The organism is Mesorhizobium sp. AA23 (assembly GCF_001672435.1).
Classification (GTDB): Bacteria; Pseudomonadota; Alphaproteobacteria; order Rhizobiales; family Rhizobiaceae; genus Mesorhizobium.
Genome location: NZ_LYTP01000023.1, coordinates 1 through 25,335 on the forward strand (window position 1 = coordinate 1; position 25,335 = coordinate 25,335).

General features: G+C 63.5%; 18 protein-coding genes. 14 read left to right on the forward strand and 4 right to left on the reverse strand.

Annotation, left to right across the window (positions count from 1 at the left end; all coding sequences use genetic code 11):
* On the forward strand, positions 1 to 1,821 hold a 1,821-nt coding region (gene rlxS, locus A9K66_RS16755), incomplete at its 5' end, for a relaxase/mobilization nuclease RlxS (protein ID WP_067325560.1).
* 62 nt (positions 1,822 to 1,883) lie between these two features.
* On the opposite strand, the gene A9K66_RS16760 is transcribed toward rlxS, so the two are convergent.
* From A9K66_RS16760 to A9K66_RS16775, 4 genes are read right to left on the reverse strand one after another with little or no spacing between them, the layout of a single operon-like run.
* Positions 1,884 to 3,443 carry an E2 ligase fold family C protein gene (locus A9K66_RS16760; RefSeq protein WP_067325564.1) on the reverse strand — a complete coding sequence of 520 codons (1,560 nt, stop codon included), beginning with the start codon at positions 3,441 to 3,443 and terminating at the stop codon, positions 1,884 to 1,886.
* Positions 3,444 to 3,445: 2 nt separating this feature from the next.
* Positions 3,446 to 3,934 carry a Mov34/MPN/PAD-1 family protein gene (locus A9K66_RS16765; RefSeq protein WP_067325567.1) on the reverse strand — a complete coding sequence of 163 codons (489 nt, stop codon included), beginning with the start codon at positions 3,932 to 3,934 and terminating at the stop codon, positions 3,446 to 3,448.
* The gene (locus A9K66_RS16770) at positions 3,931 to 4,548 is read right to left on the reverse strand and encodes a putative metal-binding protein (protein ID WP_067326989.1); all 618 of its coding nucleotides are present in this window, start codon (positions 4,546 to 4,548) and stop codon (positions 3,931 to 3,933) included. Before A9K66_RS16770 ends, A9K66_RS16765 begins: the two co-directional genes overlap by 4 nt.
* Entirely contained in the window at positions 4,541 to 4,837 is a 297-nt protein-coding gene (locus A9K66_RS16775) for a DUF2604 domain-containing protein (protein WP_067325570.1), read from the reverse strand. Before A9K66_RS16775 ends, A9K66_RS16770 begins: the two co-directional genes overlap by 8 nt.
* Positions 4,838 to 5,616: 779 nt before the next feature.
* Between A9K66_RS16775 and A9K66_RS16780 the strand changes: the two genes are divergently transcribed.
* The 13 genes from A9K66_RS16780 to A9K66_RS16835 all read left to right on the forward strand — a co-directional run bounded on the left by A9K66_RS16780 (position 5,617) and on the right by A9K66_RS16835 (position 25,100).
* Entirely contained in the window at positions 5,617 to 6,279 is a 663-nt protein-coding gene (locus A9K66_RS16780) for a DUF1403 family protein (RefSeq protein ID WP_281407008.1), read from the forward strand.
* Between the two features lie 7 nt (positions 6,280 to 6,286).
* Positions 6,287 to 6,565 (forward strand): DUF1403 family protein, encoded by a 279-nt coding sequence (locus tag A9K66_RS31625; RefSeq protein ID WP_281407007.1) that lies wholly within the window; start codon positions 6,287 to 6,289, stop codon positions 6,563 to 6,565.
* Positions 6,566 to 6,609: 44 nt separating this feature from the next.
* Positions 6,610 to 7,215, forward strand: coding sequence for an SMC-Scp complex subunit ScpB (locus A9K66_RS16785; protein ID WP_245307571.1), 606 nt, complete (start codon positions 6,610 to 6,612; stop codon positions 7,213 to 7,215).
* 203 nt (positions 7,216 to 7,418) lie between these two features.
* On the forward strand, positions 7,419 to 8,771 hold the full coding sequence (locus A9K66_RS16790; RefSeq protein ID WP_156315321.1) for a cysteine desulfurase family protein: 1,353 nt from the start codon (positions 7,419 to 7,421) through the stop codon (positions 8,769 to 8,771).
* Positions 8,768 to 9,661: a DUF4007 family protein gene (locus tag A9K66_RS16795; RefSeq protein WP_067326994.1), complete on the forward strand. Its 894-nt coding sequence runs from the start codon at positions 8,768 to 8,770 to the stop codon at positions 9,659 to 9,661. Before A9K66_RS16790 ends, A9K66_RS16795 begins: the two co-directional genes overlap by 4 nt.
* Positions 9,658 to 12,816: a hypothetical protein gene (locus A9K66_RS16800; protein ID WP_067325577.1), complete on the forward strand. Its 3,159-nt coding sequence runs from the start codon at positions 9,658 to 9,660 to the stop codon at positions 12,814 to 12,816. Before A9K66_RS16795 ends, A9K66_RS16800 begins: the two co-directional genes overlap by 4 nt.
* On the forward strand, positions 12,816 to 13,637 hold the full coding sequence (locus tag A9K66_RS16805; protein ID WP_067325581.1) for a phosphoadenosine phosphosulfate reductase family protein: 822 nt from the start codon (positions 12,816 to 12,818) through the stop codon (positions 13,635 to 13,637). The genes A9K66_RS16800 and A9K66_RS16805 overlap by 1 nt, the downstream gene beginning before the upstream one ends.
* A 314-nt stretch (positions 13,638 to 13,951) precedes the next feature.
* The gene (locus tag A9K66_RS16810; RefSeq protein ID WP_156315319.1) at positions 13,952 to 15,478 is read left to right on the forward strand and encodes a hypothetical protein; all 1,527 of its coding nucleotides are present in this window, start codon (positions 13,952 to 13,954) and stop codon (positions 15,476 to 15,478) included.
* 2 nt (positions 15,479 to 15,480) lie between these two features.
* A complete protein-coding gene (locus A9K66_RS16815; RefSeq protein WP_067325587.1) occupies positions 15,481 to 17,118 on the forward strand; it encodes a hypothetical protein in 1,638 nt (545 codons plus the stop codon).
* On the forward strand, positions 17,105 to 22,426 hold the full coding sequence (locus A9K66_RS16820) for an FtsK/SpoIIIE domain-containing protein (RefSeq protein WP_156315318.1): 5,322 nt from the start codon (positions 17,105 to 17,107) through the stop codon (positions 22,424 to 22,426). The genes A9K66_RS16815 and A9K66_RS16820 overlap by 14 nt, the downstream gene beginning before the upstream one ends.
* 160 nt (positions 22,427 to 22,586) lie before the next feature.
* On the forward strand, positions 22,587 to 22,898 hold the full coding sequence (locus A9K66_RS29625; protein ID WP_156315317.1) for a hypothetical protein: 312 nt from the start codon (positions 22,587 to 22,589) through the stop codon (positions 22,896 to 22,898).
* Positions 22,886 to 24,331: a DNA phosphorothioation-associated putative methyltransferase gene (locus A9K66_RS16830; RefSeq protein WP_156315316.1), complete on the forward strand. Its 1,446-nt coding sequence runs from the start codon at positions 22,886 to 22,888 to the stop codon at positions 24,329 to 24,331. The genes A9K66_RS29625 and A9K66_RS16830 overlap by 13 nt, the downstream gene beginning before the upstream one ends.
* A 349-nt stretch (positions 24,332 to 24,680) precedes the next feature.
* A complete protein-coding gene (locus tag A9K66_RS16835) occupies positions 24,681 to 25,100 on the forward strand; it encodes a hypothetical protein (RefSeq protein WP_067325599.1) in 420 nt (139 codons plus the stop codon).
* The last annotated feature ends 235 nt before the right edge of the window (positions 25,101 to 25,335 follow it).

Here is a 25,335-nt window from a genome sequence, read left to right on the forward strand (position 1 = left end):
GGGCGGGGAGGGGCGGCCGCAGCACTCCTCAAATCCCGCGACCGGTATGCCGCCTTCCGCCAGCGCCGGGTCGTCGTCAAGGTCCGCTTCGTCAAGCTCGCCGGCAAGGGCGCGGACGGGGCGCGTGCGCATCTGCGCTATCTTCAGCGCGACGGCGTCACCCGCGAAGGCGAACCTGGCGAGCTCTATGGCGCCGACAGCGACCGCGTCGACGGCAAGGCGTTCATCGATCGCGCGGACGGAGACCGCCATCAGTTCCGCTTCATCGTCGCAGCCGAAGATGGCATCGAGTATGAGGACCTCAAGCCGCTGACTCGGCGCCTCATGGCTCAGATGGAAGAGGACCTCGGCACCAAGCTCGACTGGGTCGCCGTCGACCATTTCAACACCGGCCATCCGCACAGCCACATCATCGTGCGTGGCAAGGACGACCGCGGGGAAAACCTCGTCATCGCGCGTGAGTATATTTCGAGCGGCATCCGCGAGCGCGCTGCCGAGCTGGTCAGCCTCGATCTCGGTCCACTCACCGATCGCGAGATCGAGCAGCGCCTGCGCCAGGAAATGGAGCAGGAACGCTTCACCAGCATCGACCGGCAGCTGCTGCGCATGCGTGACGATGACGGTCTTGTTTCGACAAACGGCCGCGACACCTTTCGCCAGACGCTGCACCAGGGCCGGCTTCGCAAGCTGGATCGCATGGGTCTGGCCGAGGACGTCGGCGCCGGCTCCTGGCGACTCGACGGCGAGCTGGAAGCGACCCTGCGGCGTATCGGCGAGCGCGGCGACATCATCAAGATCATGCATCGCGAGCTGGCCGGCAAGGGGCTGGCGCGCAGTGCCGCCGACTGCGTGATCCACGATCGATCCGGTGAGCCGGCCCAGCCCGTCGTCGGCCGCGTCGTCGCTCGCGGGCTCGCCGACGAAATCAATGACCGGCAATACCTTGTCCTCGACGGGGTTGACGGCAAAAGCCATTGGATCGACATCGGCAAAGGCGAGGCCACCGAACCGACGCCCGAAGGCTGCATCGTGCGTGCCACCCCGAGGAGCAGCGAGCCGAGGCAAGTCGACCGTACTGTCGCCGAGATCGCCGCTGCCCATGGCGGCCGTTACGACGCCGATATCCACCTGGAGCATGAGCCATCCGCCACCGAGAGCTTTGCGCAAACGCATGTCCGGCGGCTGGAGGCGATCCGCCGCGCGACCGGCGGCATCGAGCGAGAGCCGAACGGCACCTGGCTCGTCGCGCCGGACCATCTCGATCGTGTCGCGGAATACGAGCGCCAGCGGGCCAGGGCCGAGCCTGTCGTTGTCGACAGGCTGTCATCAATGCCGCTGGAGCACCAAGTCAGCTTTGAAGGTGCCACCTGGCTCGACCGGGAGCTGGTTGCCGACGGACCAGAGCGGTTGCGCAACTCAGGCTTCGGGCATGAGGTTCGCGAGGCGCAAGCCCGCCGGCGGCAGTGGCTGATCGCGCAAGGCCTCGGGCGCGAAGAGCAGGATCGGATCGTTTGCCGCGCCAACATGCTTTCGATCCTGCGGCAGCGTGAGTTGAACCGAGTTGCCGGCCAACTGTCGGAGGAACTTGGACTGTCGTATTCCGAAGCCAAGCCTGGGGTTCGGATAGAAGGTACGCTGCGCCGAAAGGTGGAGCTTGCCAGCGGCAAATATGCCGTCATCGAGAAGTCGCGCGAGTTCACGCTGGTACCATGGCGGCCTGTGCTCGATCGGAATCTCGGCAAAGAGGTGTCCGGGATCGTGAGCGGGGAGGGGATTTCGTGGGCGATCGGCCGGCAAAGGAGTGGGCCAAGCGTTTCATAGTGGCGCCCACATCTCTCGCGCACAAGCCGCCGCTCTGCGGCAAGGGAGACGTCTGCGTCCGCTTAGGCGGCGGAGACATCGCTTAGCTGCTCAACGCTCTTGCTATATTTGCGCCTGTAAGCGGCAATAAAATCGTCGTCGCTACAGATGCAGCGGCCGCTGGAATCTTTGGCCTTCGGATCGTGCAAATGAGAGCCAAGGGGGCGCAGAAGATTCACCCGAGTGCTCGTCGTCCGGCTCATGGGAAAACCCGCACTATGTTTGACCAGCTCCGCGGCAAGCATAATCCCGGCAAGCGCTGACTGAAAGGCCATCGGAACTACGGTTCGAACGAGGCGACCTCCATCGCTGAGCTGGAACACCAGACCGCCGCAGATCGCCTGCTGATAAAAGGAGCGCAGGGGCTGGCCAACAAACGGAGCTAGCGGTTCAAACGGCACAGCCATCGCAGTAGCCACCCGGACTACAAAGTCGTTGGGAACTCCGGCATTGGTCTGCAGCAGCATTTTCACCTGCTCGTGTGCTTCCGGTATTCCGAGTTCCTCGGCAATCAGCTGGTGCTCGTCCTTGGATTTTCCGGATGACAGGTACATGCAACAAAGGCAAGCCTGGCTGTCGTCGAAACCATGCCGGGAGATACCGAGATCGTGCTCCTGGGTCCAGGCATTCGCGATCCATCGGGGCAGAGCACCTTGGACAGCCAGACGGTCGGCGGCGGTGTCAAGCGCCACACCCACTTGGTCGAAGACCCAATTGCCCCTGCGCGCAACAAATTCTGCCCACTTCAATGGGTGCGCCTCAACATCGAGGGCGGTCGATCGAAGAGCGGTGGTTGCAAGGACCGCCTTGGACATGCCTATCTCCGCCTGGCCGGCCAGTGCGTAGCGCTGCAGGTTTGAGAGTTCGATCGCTTCGTGATCGATTACATGCAGGCGACCCGAGAGACCGGGTTGTCTCGCTAGGGTCCAAAGCGAGCCATGGCCTATCGCGCCGAGCCCAACGAGGTGCGTTTCGCCAAGATCGACAGGGAAGTCGATCGGGCCTGCCTCGCCGGCTTTGGTCTTGTCGTAGCTGTATAAAGAGAGGTCGATGGTTTCGTCCGACTCGGCGCCGGTCAGCTGGGCGGCGAAAATGGTTCGAAAGACATTGGCGGCGCCAAAGCAACTGGCGGCCCCAGCTCCATAGGGCAGCAAACTCGGGCCAGAGCCCACCGGGTCCGTACGCGACAGCTTGGCCGACCAACCGTCCGATCCCATGAAAAAGGTTGGGCACCGGAGTGATGGGCGCGTTACCCCTGCAACTACGCAGACGGTGGCAGATTTGCCGGAACGCCGGATGCCGACTTTTGGATTGATCGACTTTGCCAAGCGCTCCAGCGCTTGGGTTTGACAGCTTGCCGCGCTGTCCAGCGGGAGTATCGCCAGAACTGGGTAGAGCCTGGCGAGCAATCTCACCGCAAGATCCAGCGTCGCCTCGCCTTCGGGGCAGGAAGCCGCCTGATTGTCGAACGCGACTGCCACGACCTGCTTTTCAAGAGCGGCTTTGAAGTCGCCCAGATGAAAGTCGGCCAGCACCTGAGATGCCGCCGTGGCAGCGCGGTCGATGAAGTTTGCAAGGGCCATCGTCAGCTCGTTATCGTGATCATTCGCATCAGGGCCGTGGACGCGACCTCATTCCAGTTCGCCTTCGCGTCAAGTCGGTAGGCAGCGACGCGAGCAAGATCGAAAGGCTCACGGGCGAAATTCGGCACTACCAGCGACAGACACCCAACCGTGCTAGCAACCGCATAAGCGTCGTCGGTCGTCGAATGGTAGGCGCGGCCCGGATGGCTGTGAATCTGGGCCAACAGTTTCAGGCCGCTTTTGTAGAGCCAGACATTGAGCCGGTGCAGTTCTTCGGCCGGAACTATCACGCAAACGCCATCGCTTGTCTGAATGTGACGCTGCGCCGGGATAACTGTCTCTGTTACGGCAAACTGCCGGTCTTGCTGAACGCCGACCCAGAGCGCCATCCCCTCATTGCCCTCGCGACCAACTGAGCGCAGATGCGCATGCGTGGTCGAGATGCAGCCGCGCGGGAGAGTCACGGTCGCTACATCTTTCAATTCAGTCATTCCGGTATCGCCTGAGGCGACACCGCCATTCCCACGACGGTCGGTTGGAGATGAATCTGCAACTGCTCTACAGGATTGATTCCGTATTTGATGATCTTGTCCAGAATGAAGGCCAAACAGCCTTCGCCAGAACCCCGATGAAGTAGCCATGGGTCACCTGAATGGGCTGGGTTATCGTGGTATTCGCGGACACCCGCCATGCACAGGAATGGGGGGTCTTCAGGGCCGTTGGCCTGGATGAAGTCCGTCAAGGCCACAGCATTCTGCTGGATCAGGGCTGGGATCATCCCCGGAGGAGTTCCCGGCAGCGCAGGACGTCTCAGCATTCTAAGCATCAAATCCTTCCGGGCAACTGGCTGACGGGTAAACGGGTCTACGAAGACCACCGAAGGAGGTCGAAGGTCGAAGTTGGAGAAGTCGATCTCGACAGCTGCACCGATCATCTGTGGCTTTATCTTCGGCGGTGCAAATATGAAGAAGGCGCTCGGGAAGCTCGCCTCGATCAGGAAGCAGCCTTGAGCACGATAGGCATCTGCATATGGCCGGAACCGGCCCATCTCACGATCAAACTTCGCTCGGGAGACTTCCGGGTCCACAGTTTGGAGTTCAGGCACCTGCGACACCCGCCCTTAGGCTTAGGAACAGGGTCACAGGATTCGCGAAACCGAGATCGCCAACTTTTTTGTCGACGTCGAGCAAGTTGCCGGCCTCATCCTTGAATTCCCAATTCTCGGCCGGTTGGGCGACGTTCTGCGTGTTTTCAAGGGCTTTGGTACGAACGACGTGCAGCGGCTGGTTGGGATTGGCTTCGACCTGCGTGGGCTGGCCGTTCACCACCACCGTGATCTCGATCTTGCCTGGCCCGCCGCCGTGATTATCGCTCTTACCTGAATCCTTCGACATTGTCCTACTCCTGTGGCTTGCCAATCCCGCCCCCCGTGCCCACTTGCTGGTGAGACCGTCGGTCTTCAATCGTCCACGCGGCGCCACGACCGCGAGTACGCGAAAGACAGGGGATAAGCTACCGAATCGGTGCTACCTCTTTTATCCGTGACTTGAGCGGCAAGTAAACTGGCCAAAATTGCTCTTCACAACTATAATCGATTAGAGCAATGCCAAAATATTGGCGACGCGCCGATTCATGTGCTCTTTCACTCGCCTGCTCCAATTGCAGCGTGCAACGTTGGCCGACCCCGTGCAAGTCCGGCGGCCGGTATGATTTCATGTTCGACTGGGCGGGCGCTGTGATGATTTGGCTGGGGCGGCTTCTGGCCGCTGTAATCTTGACGCAGGGTTTGGCAACCACGCGGAGCCTTAGAGTTGGTGATCGGGAGCTCGGCCCATTCGAAAGGTGTCTCGGAAGCAGGTCGCCGTGACCAACTCCGGATACCGCGATAGTCACGACGAGATGACGGGACGTGAGTGGTTGCACCGAACCGTGCTCCGGGTGCGCCCGAAGAGCGATGTTGGCCAGCTAACCTATTGCGAGTGGAAGGAGTAGAGTTAAACAACTGATAAGGCAACATTATGATTCGTTTTAATCGCACGACAGGTACAGCGCTTTTTACCCATTCTGTTGCCAAAAGCGCCGCCGTGATTCATCCTTCTCGGCAATGATTCTGCGTCCCAAACCCGCTCCGCGCCACCACCCCACGCTTGCCGGCGCCCCTTCGACCGCGCCGATGGCAACGGTGCCGGCCTGGCTGCGCCGGGTCATCCCGGATACGCAAAGCCTTGCGGGAAAGGATGTCGAGGACGTCGCGCTTACCGCGGGCGCGGCCATCGGCGCGCTCGATGCGGTGGTCCGCCGGCAGGAGCGCTGGGCCGGCGCCTGGCGGCAGCGGCTGGCGCTTACGGCGGCTGCCGCGACTGCAAGTCGGGCGGGGCGCAGCGAGGATGAAGGAGCACTGCGCGATGCCGTGCTCTTGACCCGCCCGGGCGACGATGTCGGGCCCGGTGGGCGCATGCTGCTTGCCTGGCGGCGGCTGGCGTTGCGGCCCACAGATGACTTGTTTACAGCGGCGGGGCTTGCCGCTGTCCTTGATGAGCATGGTCGCGCCCCCGACGACGGGACGACCAGCGAGCTTGTCGACGATCTCCGTCGGCTTGCCGCGTCAGGCAGCTTTGTCACGGTGCTGACCGGTGCTTTCGCAACCGCCGAACGTCATGGGCTCGGACACAGCTTTGGCTCTTGGCTCGGGGATGCGCTGCTCGCCCGCAAGTTGGGCTGGTCGCACGCCGTGCCGCTGCTCGGTGTCCAGCCGCCGGGTGAAGGCGCGCGTGGCTCGAGGTCACAAACACGCGGCCTGACGCAACGAGGTCCCGACAGCGGGCATCGAGGCTGAGCGGGCGTTGCTGGCGGCGCAAGCGCGCGCAGCCTTATCTGCCGTTGATCTGTCGATTGAGCTTGGCCGCCGTGCTGAGCGGCTGATCGCTGTCGCGCCGAAGTTGCGGGCGAAAGGAGCGGACCTCGTTGTCGAAAAACTGCTGTCCGAGGATGCGGCCGTGGCTTCCCAGCCTGTCAGGGGCATGAGCGATCGCGGCCTGAGGCGGCTGTTCGACAGACTGGTCGATCTTGGTGCCGCGCGCGAGCTTTCCGGTCGCTCGTCCTTTCGGCTCTACGGGCTGTAGCTATGGTTGAACCGTCCCTCCGCCGAAAGCAAAACGATCAGGCATTGCTGGATACCGAACTCGAGCATTTACCGCCCGAGCTGCGCTGGCGCGAATGGATGGGCCGCGTCGAAGCCGTGATCTTTGCCGCCAGTGAACCGGTCGGCCGCGAGACGCTCGCGCGCGTCGTCGGCAGAGGCTGCAACATCGATCTGATCATCGACGACATTCGCGAGGAACTGCGCAGCCGGTCCTATGAATTGGTGTCGGTCGCCGGCGGCTGGCAGCATCGCACCAAGAAAGCCTTTGGCGACGTCATTCGTGTCGCGACGGGGCAGGGTGATGCCGTCCGGCCACCGTCGCAGTCCGAGGCGCTGGTGCTGATGTGCATCGCGTACTTCCAGCCGATCACCCATGGAGAGCTGTCGACCTTCTTCGGCAAGGAGGTTTCGCGCGATCTAATCGGTCTGCTGCGCGCGCAAGACTTCATCGCCTCGGGACCGCGCAGCCCACAGCCCGGCGCGCCCTACACCTACGTGACGACCAAGGCCTTCATGTCGCACTTCGGTCTCGACACGCTGCGCGACCTGCCCGATTTCGAAGCGCTTGAGGATGCCGGGCTGCTCAGCAAGGAGAAGCTGCTGGCGGCGACATTCCCGTCGGGCTGGTGAGCGGTGGAGGAGATGAGGAGCGACACTCCAACGATGAAGCGTGAAGTCGGGTTGAAGGCGTCTTCAAGAATTATTTCAAAAAGTTACCGATGGATTGCACTTTGCCCAGTTCTGCTTCATCGTGCTGCGAAGATGTTGTCGGGCTGATTCGACGGACCTCGACGAGTTGAGCTTCTTGCGTCGAATACGGCCAAGTTCAAATCTTGTTCCAAGACGTCACACCCGACCGGAAGATTGTTCGCGGGGGCATCCTGTCGAGAAGTGAGTCGAGCGTGGGACAACTAGCATCGAAAAAGAGCATAGTAACCTCTGCCGAACTGGCGGCGGCGGTCGCAGACAATCGAGGAAATGTGCGCTCACAAGAGCTTCGGGAGCGCCGGGATGCGAATGGTTTTTTGAGCGCGCCTCCTCCACGCATCAATTTAGATGCGAACGCGAACGCGGCGCCTACGCCAAAGGTCGTCGCTGCTGTTGTTCGGGCTCTGCACAACAGCGCCAACCCGTCGAGCGCGCATGCGGCCGGCGATGAAGCACGTGTTCAGCTTGAGCAGGCGAGGGACGCTGTCTCTGCGCTGTGCCGCGGCGTCTATCCAGAAAACGTCATATTCACCTCGGGATGCACCGAAGCGAACAATCTGGTGGTAGCTACCGCCAAGGCCTTAGGTGCGACGCTCATCACCACCACTGTGGAGCACCCATCAGTGCTGCGGCCAGCCTACGAGCTGCGCGCGGCGGGCCACGATGTCCGCTTCGTTCCGGTCGACGCCGAAGGTTGCATTGAGCTTCCGCGCCTTCAAGAGGAGCTCCAGATCGCACTGGGCCCGATCGTCTTGTCGGTCCAGACGGCGAACAGCGAGACCGGGGTCCTGCAGCCGATCGGCGAGATCGCAGCCGTGGTGGCAGACCGCAAGGATGTCCTTTTTCACAGCGACGCGGCGCAAGGGCTCGGCAAGTTTGAGTTGGCCCTGGGCGGCCGTCACGGCCCGCACGTTGTGACGGTATCGGCGCACAAGCTGCACGGACCTATGGGCGTGGGTGCCATCCTGATGAGTGAAGGCGAAGACCGTCTCCGCCCGCTCTTGGTGGGCGGCGACCAGGAGCGCGGTTTGCGTGCGGGCACTCAGTCCCTTCCGCTAATTACCGGTTTCGGCGCCGCCTGCGAGGAGCGACGGGCTCATCTCTCGAGTCACGTTGCGTATATGGCCCTGCTCCGCGACCGCCTGGAGGCTGGCGTGGTGGCAGCCCTCCCTGGCGTGACTGTCGGGGGCGCAGGCGGTCCGCGCCTGCCTAACACCAGCAATCTCCGATTCCCTGGCATGGAGGCGATGGCCTTGGTGGCCCTCTTGGATGCCGAGGGTGTGCTTGCATCGCAGGGCTCTGCCTGCCACAGCCACCGGCCGGAGCCCTCCCCTGTGTTGATGGCCATGGGCGTTTCGGAAGCCGATGCATTCAGCGCGGTCCGCTTCTCCGTATCCCCACTCAACACGACAGCGGAGATCGACGCAGCCATTTCAATCATTGTGCAGGCTTGCCAGAGTTCGGGGTTTTGCAAGTGAGCCAGGCCGCTATTCGTTTCCAGTTCGGGGGCCACGCGACCTTCCCAGTGCGTTATGGATGGCTGCCCAAGGGCTTGGAGCAGCTGGTGAACCAAGGCGGCTTCACGGCCAACACGGAGACGGCCGATGAACTTGGTCTTGGCTCCAAGATGGTCGAGTCCCTCGCCTACTGGCTGAACGTCACAGGTCTGGCCGCGGCGGGAATACAGGGCGTGGCGCCGAGCCCGCTGGCTGACCTCATACATGAGCACGATCCCTACTTTGAGCTTCCTGGCACCTGGTGGTTCCTGCACCTCCTCCTGGCGCGGCGGGACGGCTCGGTTTGGAGCTGGTTCTTCAACGACTACGCCGACCGGATTTTCGACCGTCTAATTTGCGCGGACGCGTTCCTGCAGTTCGCCCGCAGCAAAGCCATTCGCCCGCCGAGTCCGGCGATGGCGCAGCGTGACGTGGCCTGCCTGCTCAGCGCCTATGCCTCGCGACCAGGAGTCGACCTGGTGGACCCGGACGACATCGGTGCCTGTCCGTTCCGCGAACTCGGGCTGCTTGTGCGGCACGAGGCTGTTAACCGCTTCGAACGCTCTCGTCGGCCGCACGGTGTGCCAAACGAGGTGTTCCTGGCGTGCGCGGCCCTCCTGGCCCGGGAGACGGGCAAGCAAGCCCTGTCGCTGCGCGAGCTCGCCACGCTCCGCGGTGGCCCGGGCCGCGTCCTCTGCATGGGTCTGGAGGCCATCGAGACGCAGGTCGGCAAGATTGGCGGCAAGCGCTGGCAGGAGGGCATCCAAGTCCAGACGCTCAACGGCGAGCGGCACCTGTTCGTCCCTTCGCGCGCCCCCCAGGATTGGCTGGTGGCGCTCTACGCCCGCGTTGAAGGCGAGCACCCGCAATGAGCGAGTTCTTCTTCCGCTCCCTAAGTCTGACTGAGGATCTCGACAGGCCCGAGCGGTTCGCGCACTACCGTCCGACGCGACGTGCCACGCCAATTCTTGCGGCAGTATTGCAGCCCCGCAGTGCGGCGATGGTCATCGCCCCCTACGGCAGCGGCAAGAGCCTAGCCGCTGGCGTGGGCGCCCTTGCCATCCGCGGTGAGGCTCGGGACCGAGCCGTCGTCGAGACGATCCTGCCGCGCCTGACCCAGGTGGCACCCGAGCTCGCCATCCGGCTGCGCGAGCGCCTGGACGCTGGACGGGTGGGCAAGGTCGTCGTGCTTAGCGGCCACGTGCCCAACCCTTTGGCGACGATCGCGAGTCAACTGGGTCTCGGCAAGACACCCGGCAATCTCGAGGCCCTCACCCGCGCGCTCAGCGGCGGCGGAGCCGATCACGTGGCGATCGTATGGGACGAGTTCGGCCGTCATCTGGAGGGCTTGGTCTCCGATGGCCGCTCGACGGACATGGACTTCGTCCAGCGATTGGCGGAGCGCGCGGTGCGCGCCAACGTCCCCACCTTGGGCCTTACCCTCCTGCTGCACCAGAACCTGCTTGCCTACGCGAGCCGGCTGAACGAGACGACGCGCAGTGAGTGGAGGAAGATCGAGGGTCGCTTCACCGCCATCCGGCTGGTCGAGGACAGCCAGGAGATCTACAGCGTAATCGCTGAGGTGGTCGCCTCGCTGCGGACGATCAAGCCGCGCGGCAAGATCACGCGGGATCTCGTCGAGCGCGTGCAAGGGGCGCGTTGGTTCGACGGCATGGATGACGCCGATGCGGTCGAGCGCGTACTCCGCAACGTTCGCCCACTCACAGCCGGCGCCCTCCAGATCCTCCCGACCCTCGTCGCCCGTATTGGGCAGAACGAACGCAGCCTGTTCTCCTTCTTGCGGGAAGTCGACCTCGGCTCGACGGTGGGCATTGAGCAGGTCTATCTCGCCTTCTCTGACGCCATGCGCAGCGACGTAGGCATCGGGGGCAGCTATCGGCGCTGGGTGGAGGCAGAAAGCGCGCGCTCCCGGGCCCGTAATGCCTTGCAGCGGGAGCTGATCGCGGCAGCCTGCCTGCTCCAGCTGGGCGTGAGCGGGGAACGCATCCGGCTACCTCGCGAGGTGCTTGAACTGGCCGTGGTTTCCAGTGCGTACGATCCGGCCGAGGTGAAGCAAGCCGTCGACGACCTGATCGCGGCCAACCTGCTGCTCTGGCGCCGCCACAATGATGACGTCGCCGTGTGGCATGGTGCGGATATCGATGTGGGCCTAAGGGTCAAGGAGGAGCGCGAGCGCCAAGCGATCGGCTTCGATCTGACCGCCTTCCTGAAGGCGCGCTTCCCCGCCCCGAACGTCCGCGCACCAGGTCACAACGCCCGATTCGGCGTTAACCGCTTCTTCCGTGGGGTCTATGCGACCGCCGAAGCGCTGCCAGAGCAGCCACCGGAGACCCAAGCCTGCGCTGTCATCTATGTGTTGGCGCGGACGCGCGAGGAGATCGACACAGCTCGGGAGGCAGCCCGTGCCGGCGGCGGCGCCAGCCTTATCTATGTGATTCCTCAGCAGCCGCTCGATGTGGAGAGCGCCGCGCTGGAGGTCGTCGCCCTCGAGGCGCTACGCGCGGACCCGGACTTCGTTGCCGCGGACCCCATGGTGACCACCGAACTCGACGAGTTGCAATCGGTTGCCTTCGAGCAGCTCGCGCTACTGCTGCGCCCTGTGCTCAGCCCGAGAGGCCCCGCCGCACAATGGTGGGCGGGGGGCCGCCGCCTCGAAGTGACTGGCGACCGCCCAGGCACCATGGCGGCCTCCGAGCTACTCAATAGCTGGTACCCGCAGACGCCGAAAATTGGAAACGAACAGCTGATGCGCGAGCATGCCTCGCGCACCATGCAGACCGCTCGCGTGCGCGTTATCAGCGGCGTTCTTGAACGCGGCGATCGTGAAAGGCTTGGCCTAGCCGACGGCGAGCGCAGCGCCGAGGGCTCGACCTACCGCACAGTCTTCGAGAAGACCGGCCTTCACCGCAACGAGGACCGCCGGTTCGCCCTGGTCCATGAGGTCGAGGACGGCGGTCTCGCGGCGGCCTGGCGGACGATCGCCGAGTTCTTCCAGATCCCGACCCCAGACGGTGCCCGACCGCTCACAGATCTTACCACTGCCCTGCAGGAGCCGCCGATTGGCCTGCCGGCGGCGGTCATGCCGTTGCTGGTGGCGGCCGGCTATAAGCAGTTCGCCCATACGGTCGCGCTCTATCGTGACGGCGTTTATGAGCCCGATCTATTAGGGTTCCAGTTCGACCAGATGGTTGTGCAGCCCAAAGGCTTCACTCTCCATGTTGAGCCCGGCGGAATTCGGCTCTCCGAGTACCTGCGCGAGCTCTGTTACGCCTTCCAACACGAGCACCCCGCGGCCGGTGACGAGTTGGTGCGGCGCGCTTACGACGCTGTCCAGCGCTGGCGTGTGACCGTCCCCGACGGTGCGCGCCGCACGCAGAAGTTGGATGATACCGCCCGCCACTTACTACAGGTGGTTACTACGGTCCGCGACCCGATCGAGCTCCTGCTCTCCGCGATTCCGGGCGTGTTCGGCGCGAACGGTGCAGACCAGTCGGTCATCCAGCGGGTCGAGCAGGCCCGCAAGGCGGTCGACGAACTGCGCGACATCTTTGCCGAGGAGGCGGTCGCGACCGTGAACGAGGCCTTCCGCCTCCCTAACACGTCCGGCGAGCTCCTCGATGCAGTCCGCGACTGGGCCAGCTGCTTCGACTGGCCAAGTCTTAGCCGGGGCGACGATCTGCGGATCAGCGACAAGGCGGTCCTCAGCAAGGCGGTTGAGACCGCCAACGGCCGCTTCTCACCCAAGTCATTCGCCGGCGCCCTCAGTCTGATCCTGCTGAAGTGCGGCCTCGACAAGTGGGATGACCGCTCGGCCGCTGAGTTCCGTACTGCGCTACGCGAGGCGCGCGAACGCATCGAGGTGGCGGCTATCAGCGGCCCGTCACTGACGCCGGCGCTGCGGCCGATCATCACCGCGCGCATCAAGGAACTGCAGGACCGGTTGGCTCAGCTAGACGGAGAAACTGACGCGCCGGAAGTGCTTATGACACGGGGAGGATTGCGTTGATGAGTATCGTCGTGTCCGTGGACGACGCAGTCCGAGACCAAGAGGCCCGCCACATCGTGCCGGTTTCCGGCGGCAAGGACTCGTCCGCACTCGCCGTTTACCTGCGGCAGCGCAACGCCGAGGTCCGCTTCGAGTACGTGTTCTCCGACACGGGTGTCGAACTCCCGGAGACTTACGACTATCTGGACCGCCTGGAGAACGTGCTTGGCATCAAAATCGCCCGCATCTCGGCGATGGAACAATTCGACGTGGAGGAGAAGCCCGGCCGCACAGCCTTCGACGTCGCCTTGTACGAACACTTTGCCGGCTTTCTCCCGAGCCCACGGGCGCGCTGGTGCACCCGGGTGATGAAGATCGCCCCGTTCGAGCGCTTCGTCGGCTCCGACCGCGCCTACTCCTACATCGGTATTCGCGCCGATGAGAATCGTTTGGGTTACCTCGGCACAGGCGGCGCCGGTACCAAGCCGGTGGTGATCTCGGAACGGCCGAACATCACGCCGGTCTATCCGTACAAAGACGACGCGATCGGCCTGGAGGACGTGAACCGTATCCTCGAGAGCGCGGGCCTCGGACTCCCTGACTATTACCAATGGCGCAGTCGCTCGGGATGTTACTTTTGTTTCTACCAGCAGATCGGTGAGTGGCAGGGCCTAAAGGAGCGCCACCCCGAGCTATACGAGCGCGCCAAGATGTACGAGGTCATGAAGCGAGGCCGCAAGTACACCTGGGTGGATGGCCGCTCCCTCGAGGACGTGGAGCGGATGCCTCGCCGTGCCGTCCAGGCGAAGGAGGAGGACGGCTGCGCCTTGTGCCACCTGTGAGCGCCCTCGTAGACTTCCTGCGCACTTTCGGTCCGGTCGCCACGTCGGACAGTCTCTGCGACGAGAACCTCCACCAGACTCAGGCCAAGTTCGATGTCGAGCCGATCGACACACCCGCCCCCCGCGCGGCAGACCTCCGAGAGGCGATCCTCGGCGCATCGCCTACGAACGTGATCCTCACAGGGACAGCGGGCGACGGGAAAACCTACCACATACGTCAGTTCTTCATGGCGACGTACTCTGATCGGGTGGGAGAATGGCCAGGCGACGACGGAGTCCTCAGTCTCCCACTCGCAGACGGCAGGGAGCTCCGCGTGATCCGCGACCTCAGCGAGATCTCGGACTCAGAGAAGGCGGCCGAACTTGGGAGCTTCTCTGCCGCCCTTTTGGGCGAGAACTCCGAGCGCGTCTACCTCGTCGCCGCCAACGACGGCCAGCTCCTAAAGTATTTCCGGGACGCCGCGGCCCAGGACGAGCCCAATGCTGCGCGCTATCGGGACCTGCATCATGCGATCTCCGAGATGCTGCGCGAGGAGAATGAAACCCGCGCCTCGTTGAATCTGCGGCTGATGAACCTCAGCCGCACGTGGAGTGAGGCGGTCGTTGACAGCATTTTTGACTCCGTACTCGAGCACCCGCGCTGGGAGAGCGACTGCGAGGGTTGCCCATCCGTCGGAGGCGCCACTTCCTGTCCCATCCGCCTGAACCGAAGCCTCTTGCGCAACGGGTCCGAAGGGCCGTCGGTATTCCGCCAGCGTCTCAAGGAGGCGCTCCGGCTTGCCGCCTCGAACGATCAGCACATCCCAATCCGCCAGCTTCTGACCTTGGTGGTCAACATCCTGTTGGGTGACGCCAGCCGACCCGATGACCCACTCCTGGACTGCGCGACAGCGCGCAAACGAGCGGACGGCCGCCGCTACACCGCCACTAACCCCTACAACAACGCGCTGGGGCTGAACCTGCGACTTGAGCGGCGGCGTGCGAACCGGGTGTTTAATGTCTTCGAAGTCCTGGCGGTTGGATATGAAACCAACAATCTGATCGACAGCGTCCTCGTTCAGAAGCAACCCGCAGCTCTCTACAACCCACTGTTCGCGAGCGATCCCACTTACGGTCGCGAGCTCTTCGAGCCGTTGCGCGATGCTTATTTCAGCAGCGGCGGAGCCGGTGGCGCTGACGGCGTGATCCGCGACTTCCGGCTGGGACTCGAGGCCCAGCGGCGACGGGCCTTCTTCCGCTTACCCACCCAAAGCGAGCGCGAGATGGCCGCCCCCTGGCGGCTCTCCATCTTCCACCACGGCGGCGAGTACCTCAATCTGCTCGACGCTCTGGCCACCAGCGCGCCTCGAGAGACGACTGACCCCTACACGCGCCAGCTGCTACGAGGCCTCAACCGGGCCTTCTCGGGAATGATGACCAGCGACGACGAGCGCCTCTGGTTGGCTGGGACCATTGGCAAGACCGATGACCCCACCGGTCGAATCGCGACACTCGAACCTATCGAGCGGACGAGTGCCAATTCCTTCGGTGTCCGTCTTGCGCTGGATCCAGTGAGCAAGCGTCCCTGTCTGCGGATCATGCCGCCGCGGATGGCCCCGCAGGTTGCCGTCTCCGAGCTCCCGCTGCGACCCCTCCTTTTCGAGTATCTGATGCGGGTGGCGAACGGCAGCCTGCCTTCGAGCTTTTCGCGGCAGTGCCATCAGGAGATTCGTCACTTCGCGCTCGTCACTCAAACTGCCGTGCAACGCCTACTGCCCCCTGAGAAGGACAGCGCGCAGGTGGTGCGCGTCCTGGCGCTCGGGGGCCGCGGCGAAGTTCTCGCCCAGTCCCTGGAGGTCTGACGATGCCGACACCGAACCAGCGACTGCAGCTGCCGCCCGACGCCGTACGGGTGCCCGATACTCAGAATCTGTCGGGCGTGAAGCTCTGGTGCGAGTACGCGATCTGGGGGCTGCTCTTCTACGACGACCAGTCACCCTGGCGCACGCTGGTCGAGTGTCTGCACATCTGCTTCGACCGCCAACGCCGAGGCCTGCCGATTTTCGACGATTGGAAGGTGGCCGGCGTCGCCGACCGTGCCCATGAGTCTGTCCGCTACGGGACGCCCCTCAACCACGCACTGCGGCACCTTCTGTTTCGCGACCGCGACATCCTGCAGATCGCCGATGGCCCCAGTGATGACCGCGCCATGTGGAAGGAGTGGCTCGACCGCTTGGAGCGCGACCGCATAACGATCGACTTCCGCTATCTGCAGGAGCGATTCAGAACTTTCCGTGACTTGGCGCTCGGTGTAGAGCTGCTGCGCTCCGCCGAAATTGAGAGCCACACAGCTAAGCGCTGGACCTCTCGCCACCTGCTGCCGCTCGGGGCGGCCATGCTTTTCCCGGACGTGGACGAGGCCAATAAACTCGACCGCAAGTTCATGCGACGAACCGGAGAGATGCTCTACCTGATGCTCAACCGGGCGCGAGACCGCGGGCCCTTGAGCAACCTCATCTCGGAGCGCCTCCTGACCGCGAGCGGACCATGGGACGGTCTGGCGCAACGGCTCGCCGGACCCGACCTGGGTGCGCTCGTGGAGACGACCATCGGATATCTGCCGCTGCCTCGGCACTCGGTCTACGACCAGCTGGCGGCAGACTGGATCGCGCTACTCGAGCTGCGCAGCATCCCCGTCGAGAATATGCTCGATACCCTTGAGCGGGTCAGTGGCTTGCTGCAGGCGTTGTACGTCGTGAAGCGAGCGCAGGAGACGATTGGGGAAGACGCGCCTCTCCCGCCGTTCTTCCTAGACCTGGTTGGGGCTCCAGGCGGAAATCCAGTGCGCAAGCTCTCCATCGACCAGTACAAGCGCCACCGCACGATGCTGATGGATGCCATGAGCCGGTTTGTGGAGGACTTTGCTGACACAGAAGACTGGCAGAAGGTCCTCGACAGTGCGGCGGGGGCTAAGGAAGCGTTCGATCTGCTGCATAAGCGCTTTCGTTGGGCGCCGCCCCGTCCTGACGACCCCCACCGCATGACCTCCGCAGACCAGCAGCTGGCGGAATTGCGCGCCGAGACGCAGGCGAGCCGAGGCCATTTCATCGGCTCCACCTTCCTAAACCATGTGCGCCAAATCGGCATGCTGCGGGCTCATCGTCGTGCGGGCACTTGGTACGCGCCCAACGACGCCTTCCTGGAGGCTTTGGTGCTAACGGTGGTCCGTTCGCCGATGGAGTTCGGCGATTTCCTCCAGACGCTTCACGCACGATACAATATCGTCGTGGGGCCCGAAGAGGTCCGTCTCGCCTTTCGTGTGACCACCGGGTCCCTGCCAGCTCCGCTTGCGGACCTAAAGGACAACGAACGCCGGTTGGAAGAGCGGCTTCGTGTGCTGGGTTTCCTCGACCGTAAGTCAGATGACTGCGCGTTCGTGATCAATCCCTTCTACGTCTCGCAACCGAGCCCGACTGGAGCCGCTGTCCGTGTCCCCGCTTGATCTGATCGGCCGCGTTGCAGCGCGGCGTCTGCGTTACAATACGGACGGACGGCACGGGCGCGCCTTCTTCTGCATGATCGGGCTCGAAGCTCCCGTGGTGACAGCCATAGCCCGTCGTGTCGCCGAGGGCGGGTCCAACGGCGAGGTCCAGGTCTTCGTCCACCCGAAGCTCGTCGATGGCGGTCTCGGCGCGGCGGTAGTGTCCGACAAGCCCGCACCCTGGCATAGAAATCACGCCACGCCGGGCGTCCGCCTGACGGTCTGCACTGTCCCGCCTGACATGGTTAAGGCGACGGAACCAACACTCGAGCATAACACCAAAATCGACGACGCCTGGCTGTTGCAAGACGCGGCGGTATGGGCGCGTGAGGGGCTTAACCAGAGCTCCGACGTGTTGCAGGACGCCTTCACCGTCGCCCTGACCGGGCTTCTCCACGCGAAAGTGGCGCACGATGCGAAAACCATCGCCGGCTTCGTAAGCAGGGTCCACAAGCATATCGTGCAGGACGGTCTGACTCCGGAGAAGGCGATCCGCAGCGCGCTGCCGGTTATTCGGCTGCCCCGCGACGCGGGGGATCCGGGCGCGAAGACGACGGAATCTGCGAGTGGCGCGGCTCAATTCTTTCGGAAAGTGCTCGAAGAGACTCAGCCGGCGCTCTACCTTAAGGGAAAAGACGGCGATCCACTGGACCGCAGCCAGCTGCGTCGGCGGTTGGAAGAGCTCACTGGGAGCGGCCAGCTACAGTCCGCCGCCGCCGCTGGGCTCCAGGCGCTGCTGGCTGATCGCTCCGTCTATGACGGCTCTTGGACAGAAACCCAGGCGCTGGTGGCAGAGCTCGGGTGGGATGCGATCGATCCCCTCTTCAGCGATGCCAAGCGCAAGAGTAAACCGGTTTTCGGCGCCGAGACCAAGTCCTTCTTTGAACGGCAGTTCCCGACGGCGTTGACGCCGAAGGATATTGCCCTGCTGGACGACCTTAGCAAGGACTCCATCAAGCCGAACGATCAACTCGACGACTTCTTCTCGGACCACCGGGCGCGGCTGCAGACCGAACCCAAGCTTTACAAACGGTGGGAGCGCCTCGTCTTCCGGGCCCCGATAGAAAGCCAAGACCTGACGGAAGGCCTGTTGAAGCTCGCGCACCGTGCCGTCCCCGATATCGACGAGGGCGAGGACGAGGCGGCGGAGCGGACCCTGATCATCCGCCTACGGAATGCCGAGAAGCTCGACTTCTGGACCCGGGACAAGAATACCCGCGTGCTGCGGTACCTGCGGGACCGCTACCGTGGCCTAGATAAGCTCCTCGTGCCGTCCGCGGTCCTGCTCTTCGGGCGCTGCTGGGACGACGACTGGGAGGCCCAGATCACCGAGCCCAACAACTCGCCCAGCCGGGCGGCCGTCGAGCTCGAATTCGAGGCCTTCCTGGTGCGCCGTGACGAGGTCGAGGCTTTCGCGGCCGCCGTGTACGGCAAGCCTCATCCGAACCGCGCTCACCTTATCTGGCGGCCCCAAGCCGAGGCGATTGGGCTCTCTCTTTCGCAGGATCTGCGGCATATTTGGCCCAAGGAGCAGGACTATGCTCGCCTGCTGACTGGACGAGTGCACCAGAACCGGGCGGCACGTGCCGCCATGGCCACTGGGGTTGACCTAGCCGTGCGGACAAGCCTGACTGACGTCTTCGGCGGCAGCGAGGGCCTGCTCGCTAACCCAGGGCGTCCAGAATACCGGATCGATGAGCAATGGCCTGCGGCCCTCGCCGACATCGCTGAACAACGGGTCCTCACGACGGCCCAGGTCGAAGCGCTAACGATAGCGTTCGAGACCTTCCACACAGCCTATGGTCAGGCTGTGCAGGACCTCCTGTTCAGCGAGGGCATCGGCGCCGCCAGTCTCATCGTTCAAGCCGAGGCCTATGGTTCGCTGCTCACCGCGCTGCAGACCCACGCCCCGCAGGAGATCTGTATTTCGAAGCTGCTGGCGCCACTGACACATCTGGGGATCATCGCCATCGAGAGCGAAACGCCTTCCGCGGTAGTCGCTGCCTGGCAGCCGCTACGCCTGGCCGAGCTCGCGGCGAAAGCGCACCAGTTCGCTAGCGCGGTCGCCAAGGTGGTCGGCAGCACCCCAGAGCAGCGCGCCGATGTCCAGGACTTCGTGAACGACCGCGCGTTTACGCTAACCGCGACCTATTACGCGGACGTGGCTGTGCTGCCTGGCGAGGTGCCTCAACTGCTACACGAGAGCCAAGCGCTCGCCGACTGCAGTTTAGTCGAGAGTGTCACGACCACCCAACACGGCCTCTCAGACGAGCCTGCGGATGCCGCCGTCACAGCCTTCGATCGGGTGGCTACCGAGTACCTGAAGCTGCGCCCGCATGAGAGGGCGAACTTCTCAGTCGTCATTCTGAACGCGGACTCCGAGAACCTGCCGCTCGCAATGGCCAACGGCCTGGCGCGTCGCATCGACGACGACCCAGAGCTCCGATGCGAGCTGGTCGTGACTGACGATGACGCAACCCACCTGCGGCAGGTCTACGAGCGCCAGAACCGGCGTATCAATCATGAGATCGATGCCAGCCTCGCCAGCGAAGCCGCGCGTAACTTTCTCTCCCGCCTTCGACTCGGGATTCTTAGTCCCGATACCCTCACGCGGGAAGCGGGCCCGAAGTCAAGCGACATTGTTGTCCTGCAGGATGTAATTGCTCGGAACAGCCGCCTCAGGTGGACACGTGCTCAGTCTGATGCCCAGCCGCCGCCGCTAATAAGCTTTGCTCCGACCGAACGCTCAAAGCGGCGCCCGTTCCGCATGGGCAACACCACCTCCGCCCTCTATTTGACCGCGCCACGCCAACCTACCGCTGGGCGCGCCTATATAGACGCCCTCTACGCAGTCCTCAACCGGGAGGCGGCGAGCGGGGTTTCGCGCCTGCCCGTACAGGAAGTGGAGTTCCGGTCCGGCGAGGTCGCAGAGGTGCTATGCAAGGCACATGCGCTCGGCAACTGGGTCATGACCTTCGACCGTGTTGCCGATCGGCGCCTGGTCGCCAACGACGCACGTCGAATCATCCGCTACTTCAGTGTGCCGGGATCGAGCCACAACGTCATCGTCTCCACCGAGATTACTGCGGAAGAACTCGCCGATTGCATCTCGGCGGATCTCGACGTCATACTCCCGGGCGCAGACAAGGACATGCTCGAAGTCCTGCGCGAGCAGCTGTTCACCCGAGCCGCGGAGCTTTCCGGTGGGGTGGTGATGCGCGGCGCCCAATGGCGCAATTACGCCCATGAGCTCCTGGGGCTGGTACTGACCCAGCGTGAGATCGATCGCCTCCTGAAGGTCGGCCGCGATAACCGCACCGGTTGGTTCTTCCTCGATGAATTCCGGGACTGGCTCGACCTCTCCGGCGAGATGGCCGACATTCTGGCGGTGGACCTCTCTGTTGGGCCCGAAGGTCCCGAAGTGCGCTTGGTCCTCGCTGAGGCCAAGTATGCGGGTCGGGAGAACCTGATCGAGCACCGCAAGCGTTCGTTACGGCAGCTCGAATCCACCTTCACGGCGCTACATCATAGACTGCTCGACCCGACCTCCACCCTCGACCCCTCGATCTGGCGGCACCGCATCGCTGACATGGTGCTGGAACATATGGAGCCGTTCGATCAAGTGGGAGGGATCGTCCAGGATACCTGGCTGGAGGGACTCCGCTCTGGCGAGATCCCGGTGCGCCTGGACGCCCACTCAGTAGTCTTCAGCCATGACCTCGACGCCGTACATGAGAATATGCCGATGCTTCCGGATGAGACGAAGCCCCAGGCGGAGCGCCGCCATCTGGCGCAGTGGGTTTTCCCTCGTCCGGTAACGGCCAAGGCGCTCCGCGAACTCGGAGACGACGCGTCCACCCCGCTCCTGAGCTACCCGGCTGGATGGCCCCCGGCCGCCCCTAGGCCGAGCGATGGCAGTGAACGCGAGCCACCGCCTTCCGCAGCGGGCTGGGACGAGCCTGAACCAACCCCGCCACCGCCTCCAGCGCCAGCTCCGGCGGAGAACGCACGGGAGGCTCCGAGCGATGTGCCGGCAGAGCCGCCTCCCGATCTTGCTGAGGTCGTCGCCCACGCTGGTCCTTGGAGTCCCGAGATCTCAGCCGTCCTCAGCCGCCTCAGCCGGGCTAAGGACGAGGCGGCAGGCGAGGCTTGGCTCGAGACGCAAATCATCGCCCTCCGCAGCGCGCTCCAAACCGAGGGCATGGACGCCCCCGTGATCGGCAGCCGTCTCACTCCGAATACCGGGTTGGTCTATGTCGGCGGACGTAGCCTCACTGTTGGTTGGCTTGAGAAGAAGCAGACGGACCTGCTGACGCGATACGGCCTGGACATCGTCCGGATCACCCCCATGGCTGGGCAAATCGCCGTTGGTCTCCGGCGGCCCTCTCGAGCGATCCTGCACCTCGCCGACGCCTGGCTGCGGCGTACGGGAGAACCCGACAGCGGCGCCCTCACGATGTCGCCTCTGCTGGGAGAGAAGGAGGATGACGGCGGACTCTGCTTCCTGCCGTTGGCGAGCGGGTTTGCCGGCCAAGAGACGGCTGCACCCCACAGCCTGATCTCCGGTACCACCGGCAGCGGCAAAGGTATCCTGGTCACCAACCTGATCCTTGACCTCTGCGCCCTCAACTCTCCGAAGGACCTCGATCTCTACCTCATCGATCCGAAGCGGGGGGTGGACTACGCTTGGGCGCGCCGCTTGCCGCAGTTGAAGGTCGGCATCATCGACGACCAGCAAGAGGCGCAGGCCCTGCTGGCTCGGCTCGTAGATGACATGGACGTGCGGTATGAGGCGATAGCTGCCGAGAACTGCCGAAATATCGACCACTTCAACCGCAAGGTCCCGCCGCACCGGCGGATGCCGCGCATTAGTATCTTCTTCGATGAGGTAGCCAACTGGATGCAGGACGACGGCTTCAAAGGGGTCGTCGATGGCCTGATCAATAAGATTGCCACCAAGTCGCGGGCCGCCGGTTTCCACCTGTTTATGATCTATCAGCGCGCCGACAATCAAGTCATGACGATGCAGTTGCGCACCAACCTCGGAAACAAGCTGATCCTGAGGCTGGGTGACGAAGGCAGCTCGCGCATTGCCCTAAATGAGAAAGGTGCCGAACGTCTACTTGGCAAGGGACATCTTATCGCTAAGCTGGGAAGCGACGAGAAGCTTTACATGCAGGTGCCCTACATAGGGGACGAAGAGGTTGAGGAACTTGCGGAGGCGGTTATCGCCACTTGGAGCCCGACGCAACAGACGGCAGCCGAATGAGATCTCGGCGGTCGGTAAGCGGGTCCGTGACGCACTCTACATCCATCGCGCCGCCCTTGATAGGCTGAAACCTGAGCTGCGAGAACGGCTCGAGGCGGCGAGCCGGCTGGCAGGTGATCGGCCCTGGAATGTCGCTCGGATTGAACCGAAGGCGGTGGGGTTGCTTCTCTACGAGCCCTTCGAAATGGCCGCCTTTCCCGCCCTGATCGTCTCCACTCGTATAGATTTGGCGAGCGGGACTGTCAGTTCACGCAACTTTAAGGGCGCCGCGAACCCGCTGATCCTGCACCGTAAGGAACAGATGGTGTCGGACGAGCATCCCGAAGCCGTGCTTTGGGCCGAGCTGACGGCCGAGCTCGAGGCGCTCGGCTGCTTCCGGGACCCTCACCTCATCGGACGCCGGAGGGCCTGGGAGGCGCGGCTTGCGGCGGCCGGCGTTCGCGTCGAAGGTCATGCGCTTTGTCCGATCTGACCGCATTAACTCGAACCATCCACCGCTACCGCACCGCTATGGTGCGGTACGACCTGTCACAGCCAGTCGCCCTCCTGGTCCGTCATCGCCTCATCGAGCCAGGCGTGCGGGTTTTCGACTATGGCTGCGGTCAAGGCGACGACCTGCGGATCCTGAGTGCCAGCGGGATCGAAGCCGCCGGCTGGGATCCTCACTTCTTCCCCGACGCACCTCAGACCCCGGCAGCGGTGGTGAACTTGGGATTCGTCCTGAACGTCATAGAGGATCCGGCCGAGCGCCGGAAGGCGCTCACTCAGGCCTGGGTGCTGGCCGAACGGATCCTCTCTGTGGCAACCATGATCGCGGGGCAGGTCCCAATTCGCGGCCTGCGCCCCCACGGGGACGGCTATCTCACGTCGCGCGGCACCTTCCAAAAGTACTTCCAGCACGCTGAGCTGCGCACGCTGATCACCCAGGCCCTCAACACCAACGTGGTGGCTGTCGCGCCAGGAATTTTCTTCGCCTTCCGCTCGCCCGAGGATGAGCAGGAGTTCCTGCTCAACAAACGCGCAGGCCGCCGCGCCTCCACCGCGGGCTATCGAGCGCTACGTGAGCCCAGAACCCGCCGGGCAGTCCGCCCGGAACTAACCGAACGCATCCCGCTCGCGCTCTCGGAGATCGCCGCCTTCATCCGTCGACGTGGCCGCCTGCCGCAGGCGGACGAGCTTGGTCCACTCGTGCTTCAAGAATTGGGGACGCAAAGTGTTTCTCTCGCGCGAGCTGTGCAGGTCTGCCTGGACCGCGTGATCTCGCCAAATGAAGTCGAGGCGGCCGTGGCATTTCGCCGGGAGGACCTCCTGGTCCACCACGCCTTAGGCCTGCTCAACCGCTCCCCCTCCGCGAACCGGCCGAGCCCAGCGATGGTTCGAGACATCCGAGCACACTTCGGTAACCAGAAGGAGCTCACGGTTCAGGCCACTCAGTATCTGTACGAACTCGCCGATGAGGACCGCGTTCGGGCCGCCGTGCACAAGGCCGCCGAAGTGGGTCTCGGCGTGCTCGACCACCGCGATCGTCTGATTGTGGATGGTGAGCGCGCGGAGGACCTGCCTGGCGTACTTCGCTGCTACTTCGGCTGCGCCACTTTCCTCTCAGGCGATCCGTACGGTCGCTTCCTGCTCCGGATAGATGCTGGCCGCCGTCGTGTCACGATGTGGCCGGTGCCGGACCTGAAGGACTCCTTTCCGCTGACAGAGTTGTCAGTGCGTGTGGACCTCCGCCGGCAGGACGTCGCAGTTCGGAAAGACGTTCGCCGGTTACTCCGCAAGAGCGAAATCCTGGGTCTATCATCTCGATCTCGGCAACGCCGTACGGAGGTCGCTTACCGCGTGGAGCACGGGCTACCAAACATTGCTGTGTTCGAGAAGTTGATATCGCCCCCTCTCAGCCCCTGAGAGTGCTTTCCCGAGGCCCATCGGTCGGCCAGGACGCGGTAGATTTGCAATCTAGAGCATCGAATGTTCCTGGCGATCTCAGTTGGGGTCAGGCCCTCCTGGTCGCCCGCGCGATTCGCCGCAGCGCAAGGCGCGCCTAAAGACGTCCTGCTTCGCCTCTTGGCGTTTCCGCCGCCGCTCCGTCTGCAGCGCGCTCAGGGCGACCATTTTCTTGACCAAGGCTAGCAGATCGCGCTTCGTGCCGTGCGGCAGAGACACGACCTGTTGTATTGAGTGGTTGGCTGAACAAGGGGATGGCGGTCCGGGCGTTCGAAACGAATTGGAAGTCCCGGACGACAGTTCCCTCGGGATGGAAAGGAAGCTCGATCGTTTGGGCCGCCTAGTCTTGTCTCGGGCGGAGGAGCTGGTCGCCACGGTCGACGGCTCGGCGACCCTTGCGGAAGCTTTCGTGCGCGAGGCTGTCGCCTTTGCCACTAAGGGCTCTCAGGATCACCGTCAACTCGCCTTTGAACGGGGGCTGGCACGCGACGGCTTCGTGATCGTCTGGAGCGAGTGGGACCGCGTTGCATCGCTGCGTTCCGCCCTGCCTGACGAGGTGGACCTGCCGGCCAGTGACGACGAGGTCCGAACCCTGCTTCGACACTTTCAGTCTTCCGTTCCGTTGAGCCACCTCGATCAGGCCATAGAGGCGCATATTTTAATCCTCATGCGCAAGTGCCATTTGAACCAAGCTTTACGTGGCCAGAAGAGGTTCCCGAAATTACTATGACGTGACGGCCGGCCAACCGATCCAAATACATCCCGATCGCGCGTTGGTTTCCCGGCAGGTTTTTGAATTGAGCCCTTTCTGGATGCACCATCTCCTTGAAAGCAATGGTTTTGTCCGATGTCTCCATCCCTCGAACAATTGCTGGTGGAGCCAGGCATGACCGCTTTGCGCCCAATTTCAGCCCTTGAGCTGAACGCAGACGCAGCCTGAAAGCAGACATGGCTGGAAGAGGTGG

Bases quoted from the DNA above. Each gene is read 5' to 3' on its own strand.
- A9K66_RS16760 (WP_067325564.1), bottom strand. From the start codon at position 3,443: ATGGCCCTTGCAAACTTCATCGACCGCGCTGCCACGGCGGCATCTCAG.
- A9K66_RS16765 (WP_067325567.1), bottom strand. From the start codon at position 3,934: ATGACTGAATTGAAAGATGTAGCGACCGTGACTCTCCCGCGCGGCTGC.
- A9K66_RS16775 (WP_067325570.1), bottom strand. From the start codon at position 4,837: ATGTCGAAGGATTCAGGTAAGAGCGATAATCACGGCGGCGGGCCAGGC.
- A9K66_RS16780 (WP_281407008.1), top strand. From the start codon at position 5,617: ATGGCAACGGTGCCGGCCTGGCTGCGCCGGGTCATCCCGGATACGCAA.
- A9K66_RS16800 (WP_067325577.1), top strand. From the start codon at position 9,658: ATGAGCGAGTTCTTCTTCCGCTCCCTAAGTCTGACTGAGGATCTCGAC.
- A9K66_RS16805 (WP_067325581.1), top strand. From the start codon at position 12,816: ATGAGTATCGTCGTGTCCGTGGACGACGCAGTCCGAGACCAAGAGGCC.
- A9K66_RS16815 (WP_067325587.1), top strand. From the start codon at position 15,481: ATGCCGACACCGAACCAGCGACTGCAGCTGCCGCCCGACGCCGTACGG.
- A9K66_RS16835 (WP_067325599.1), top strand. From the start codon at position 24,681: ATGGAAAGGAAGCTCGATCGTTTGGGCCGCCTAGTCTTGTCTCGGGCG.